The organism is Acetobacter sp. P1H12_c (genome assembly GCF_018811975.1).
GTDB classification, from domain to species: Bacteria; Pseudomonadota; Alphaproteobacteria; order Acetobacterales; family Acetobacteraceae; genus Acetobacter; species Acetobacter persici.
In genome coordinates this window covers 1-4,477 of record NZ_JACRVR010000072.1, presented here as the reverse complement: position 1 = coordinate 4,477, position 4,477 = coordinate 1, and the positions used below count along the sequence as shown (strand labels likewise).

Here is a 4,477-nt window from a genome sequence, read left to right as displayed (position 1 = left end):
CGGACAGGTTGATCGATCGGCTGATACAACGCGGGATTACCCCGGTCATCCCGCCAAAACGCAACAGAACGACACGACGGAAAACCGATTTTTCTCTCTACCGCGAACGGAACCTGATTGAGAGGTTCTTCAATAAACTAAAGCAGTTTCGCGCTATCGCAACCCGATACGATAAACTGAAATCGACCTTCCTCGCAGCCGTGCAGTTCGCCTCAATCATCATCCTGCTTAACTGACGACACGCCGTAGATGGATTTTCTAGAAAGGCTGGGCTCGCTTCAGGTGTACGGGCTAAAGTGACCTCTTGGTTATCCGCAAGGTTTCCAGACGTAACCTGATATCCGACATCTATCCAAAGTTCCGCCCTATCAAACATTTGGGTAAGGCCGGTGTTAGTTTTGGGGTCTGGAGTACGGTATATGCCGAAACCAAGCGCATGAGCGGATGCCAAGACAGGCCTGGAGTTACGATAGCATTTCTCAAGAATGATATCTTGGCTTTCGACAGATCCGTCAAACTTTACTAGAGGCTGCCCTTTCTTATCTTTTCCGAAAATTTCTTCCGGGGAAGGTAAGCTAGCATCTGTAAGTGACTGAAGCTCGTCATATGCATATACAAGACGCTTATCAGCGCCTAACGAATGGTAGCAAAGCTTCAAAAATGAAGCATCGAAATCTTGAGCTTCATCAATCAAAATTGCATCATAAAGCTGTTTGCAATTTTTTGTAGACGATAGTGCTGAAGTAACAGCTCCAGAGAATGCCTTATCATATCCGTATTTATTTTTTGCCGCCTGAAAATCAATGTATTCAACACCATTTTCTAAGCAAAAATTATAATAAATACCAGATCTACTTTCTCCTCCTGGCGCACCCCAAGCATTTATTACCTTTAAATTAGCGTTAGGTGGTTCTCCAGTTTGTTCTAGAACAAAAGTTTCTATGAGACGAATAAACTGTTCTTTTAATGAGCGTGTATTAAAGGTTACCGCAATTTTCCAGTCGGGATTTTGAGTGTGTAGATAAGCTGCCTTCAATGCTAAAACAATAGTTTTTCCAGAACCAGCTAGCCCTCGTATTCTCTGAACGCCTTTAACTGTTTCAATTACTGCTTTGCTTTGCCTAGAATCAAGATTCGCAATTGAATCCTCTAATGCCTGAAGTGCAGCGCCATGGGAATCTGATTTTTTGTTTATTCTGCGCCGTCTATTTCTTCTAATGGTAGAAATAGACTGAATAACAGAAAGGACAGACTCATAAAGAGATGGATTTTCCCAGTCTACTTTCTTTATCTCTTCTATTAAATTTAAGTCGTTAGCAATAATATGATCTTCATCATCAGGAAGATGTTTTATTGCTGGCGCATAAGTGATTGTATATGGCTCAGCAAGAAGATTTCTTCCTTTTCGCAGAGCTTTGTGAGCTTTGAGTTTGGTCTCAAGCAGACTTCCAATGTCGTCCTGTACGTCTCCAAATGACCCTGCTTCCTTGCCTTCGATCAGATGGAAAGCAATTACACCATGTCGTTTGGAGATAAGGAGAGCATCGATTGATACAGCATCGTCTGGTGTGGATAAGACGGGATAGCCAACATAGAGAACACCTTGCTCGTCAGAAAAATGCTTCTCAAAAATCTCTACCAACCGATCGGTAGATACCGGCTTCTTGGCTGAGCCCTTGATGATTTCCATGCTATCGACACTTTCTACGAGCAAAATTTAGGGGTTATGCTACCGTACCACTCATTAAAAGGCTAGCTGCCGCTTACTAAGGACGTCGAAAGGCATTCCCACTTCTCTTCTGTCAAATCAGAGGAAGAAGTGTTTCGTTTTACGTATAGTTCCAGCTAGACGGCCTCGTTGTTATCTCGTCCATATCCAGAGCCTGAGTCATTGGCTAAGCCTTTTGAAAACCCATTATGTCCACCATCAGAAAAATTTTCACATGGCGAGGCTTATTTTCTGGACCTTGTCGCTATATCGGACTTTACCGCCCTGAATTTTATCTTCGAGTTTATTAACTGCGAGAGTCCCTATTCCTGCCCGCTCCTGAAGTCCGACCTGCATTTCAAATCGGTTATCCGTGTAGAGCACGCTCTCTGCCTTGGCCCGTGAGAGGGCCACATAGAAGCTCTTCTGCTCCAAAAGATACGTGGCCGAGCTCTCCGCATTAGCAAACACCCGATCCGCTGTGCGCCCCTGAGCCGCAAAAGCGGTGGACACATAAGCATGAGAGAGATGGCGGTCTCGTGCGCGCTCCAGGCTGATCGTCTCCATCTTCCCGGATGCGGGTTGCCGCCATGTGCTGCTCTGCGAGGGCAAGAGTGCGCTGCATTGCCGCCTCATGAGCGTCAATGAGACGACGATCGCCCGCAACTTCCGCCATAACGGATACGGATTTTGGCGCGCTGAAGGTCAGATCCCATCCAGGGCGATGGCTCCATTCTCCATCGCGATGTGTACCCAGACGCTGATCTTCGGCAATCTGTCCGTGCAGGAGGCGTGTAAACGCCTCCTGATCGACTTCTCCAGAGAGGCCCAGCTTAAGGGCACCTTCTTGACACTGCCTAAGCCGATATCGCGTCGCTTACCGTTTTTCTGAACCCTGCAAACCCAGGATTTGCTCCCCGAGGGGGTTACAACAAGATAGAGCCCATCGCCATCTCCGTAGCATCCAGGCTCTTTGGTGGCTTTCACAGAGGTCGCTGATAACCGGTCCATCTATTCCCACACTCCATACCACGCGTGCTGTGGGATAGAGTGCAATTTGATGAGTCGGGATGCAACACGAAATGAGAGGATATCCGCAGAAATCCGCCATTTACGGTGCAAGTTGAAACTGGATTGTAAGAGTGATTGGCGGAGGGGATGTCCGCCAATTTGAAGGCGCGTAAAAACACCTTAGAGCGCATTTCACCCTAAAAAACAATCTATTAGTTCGGATTGACGAGGCACGCCGACGCACATGGACACACGAAACCGCATGATATAAGATGGGATCTAAGATGGGACTGAAAATCCATGAGCAAGCTTCCGCCGAACCAATTGACCGTGCGCAAGATCGCCAGCCTGAAAGATGGAGTCCATGGTGATGGCGGAAATCTGTGGATCACGATCCGGGGCGAGACACGCGCCTGGACATTTCGCTTCAAGAGCCCCCTGACCGGCAAGCGCCGGGAAATGGGATTAGGACCTGCTCGTGATGTATCGCTCTCCGAAGCGCGTGCCAAGGCAACCGATGCCAGACGTCTGCTGCTGGAGGGAATCGATCCTCTGGAGGAGCAGGCAAGAAAGAGGCGTAGCGCCGTCAGGGAACGGACCTTCGAGGAAGTCGCAGAGCATTACATCACGGAACAGACACCCGCCTGGAAAGACCCGCGTTCCGCGCCGATATGGCGCAGTTCTCTCGGTCGACATGTTTATCCCCTTATGGGGAGCCGCCCGATCGGCCAGGTCCAGACAGAAGACGTGCTGTCCGTGCTGCGCCCCATTTGGGAAACTACCACTGAAACAGCCAGCCGTATTCGTGGGCGGATCGAGCGCATTCTTGACTACGCTCACAGCCATCATTGGCGTGAAGGCGACAACCCGGCCCGATGGCGCGGTCATCTGGCCAATATTCTCCCGAAACCCACGGCCGTGGCCAAGGTTGTTCATCATGCGGCCATTCCCTATCGTGACCTGCCGGCTGTGTTTACACAGCTTGGTCGACAGGATGGCTCTGCCGCTCTCGCCGCCCGCTTCCTCTGCCTGACGGCTGCCCGGTCCGGTGAGGTGCGTCATGCCCTGTGGTCTGAAATCGACTTCGGGAAGCAAATCTGGGTGGTTCCGGCCGAGCGCATGAAAGCGAAGCGCGAGCATCGCGTGCCGTTGACGGCCAGTGCCCTTGATGTGCTCCGGCGGATGAAGATACTGAAATCGCCCGCTTCAACAGGTGGTCTGGTTTTCCCTGGGGGCAAAATCGGATCGCCGCTCAGCGATGTTGCCCTTTCCAAGGCGCTCCATCGTGCAGCTGGCACAAAGGACGTAACCATTCATGGATTACGATCCTGTTTCCGCGACTGGGCTGCGGAGGAGACTGACTTTTCACGTGAGGTGGCGGAAATGGCGCTGGCTCATGCCATTGGAGATAAAGTCGAAGCTGCTTACAGGCGGGGCGATCTGTTCAGCAAGAGGCAAGAGATGATGAGGCAGTGGGAGACGTTCTGCCTGGGGCATGGATAGAGAGAGCTAATACTAATTTGTTGAGGCTGTGACTCATGGGGTACCCATTGGTTTAAAAATGTGATTCACAGGATGCCATTGTTGAAGGAAGGTATCTCTGATGAGCAAGGCAGTCGCACTCCGCGAGGATTATGACGCAGCGAGGGTGCGCAGTCAGGCCCGAGGAAGCAGACATGCCGCCCAGTCCCGGCGCCTTCTGGCGCTTGCCGCGATTTATGACGGGGCGACACGTGGTGAAGCGGCCCGTCTTGCGGG

The 4,477-nt window shown here is 50.7% G+C and carries 5 protein-coding genes and 1 pseudogene; 3 read left to right on the top strand and 3 right to left on the bottom strand.

What is annotated here, in order from left to right:
• The coding region (locus KP699_RS15955) for a transposase (protein ID WP_215762927.1) at window positions 1-236 on the top strand (236 nt) is incomplete at its 5' end.
• 1,703 nt (window positions 237-1,939) lie between these two features.
• Here the strand turns inward: KP699_RS15955 and KP699_RS15950 are convergent.
• Genes KP699_RS15950 through KP699_RS15940 form a run of 3 tightly spaced genes read right to left on the bottom strand, consistent with a single transcriptional unit; the run spans window position 1,940 to window position 2,719 of the window.
• Window positions 1,940-2,275 (bottom strand): ATP-binding domain-containing protein, encoded by a 336-nt coding sequence (locus KP699_RS15950; RefSeq protein WP_215763310.1) that lies wholly within the window; start codon window positions 2,273-2,275, stop codon window positions 1,940-1,942.
• Window positions 2,169-2,495, bottom strand: a complete 327-nt coding sequence (locus KP699_RS15945) for a relaxase domain-containing protein (protein ID WP_252347150.1) — start codon at window positions 2,493-2,495, stop codon at window positions 2,169-2,171. The genes KP699_RS15950 and KP699_RS15945 overlap by 107 nt, the downstream gene beginning before the upstream one ends.
• Complete coding sequence (locus KP699_RS15940; protein WP_252347149.1) at window positions 2,414-2,719, bottom strand: Arm DNA-binding domain-containing protein; 306 nt, start codon at window positions 2,717-2,719, stop codon at window positions 2,414-2,416. The genes KP699_RS15945 and KP699_RS15940 overlap by 82 nt, the downstream gene beginning before the upstream one ends.
• 300 nt (window positions 2,720-3,019) lie before the next feature.
• On the opposite strand from KP699_RS15940, the gene KP699_RS15935 reads away from it, so the two are divergent.
• Together KP699_RS15935 and KP699_RS15930 are read left to right on the top strand one after the other, a co-directional pair.
• Window positions 3,020-4,222, top strand: a complete 1,203-nt coding sequence (locus KP699_RS15935; RefSeq protein WP_063908848.1) for a phage integrase central domain-containing protein — start codon at window positions 3,020-3,022, stop codon at window positions 4,220-4,222.
• Between the two features lie 100 nt (window positions 4,223-4,322).
• A pseudogene (locus KP699_RS15930) lies at window positions 4,323-4,477 on the top strand (IS630 family transposase); the annotation flags it as partial.

Bases quoted from the DNA above. Each gene is read 5' to 3' on its own strand.
- KP699_RS15950 (WP_215763310.1), bottom strand. From the start codon at position 2,275: ATGGAGACGATCAGCCTGGAGCGCGCACGAGACCGCCATCTCTCTCAT.
- KP699_RS15940 (WP_252347149.1), bottom strand. From the start codon at position 2,719: ATGGACCGGTTATCAGCGACCTCTGTGAAAGCCACCAAAGAGCCTGGA.
- KP699_RS15935 (WP_063908848.1), top strand. From the start codon at position 3,020: ATGAGCAAGCTTCCGCCGAACCAATTGACCGTGCGCAAGATCGCCAGC.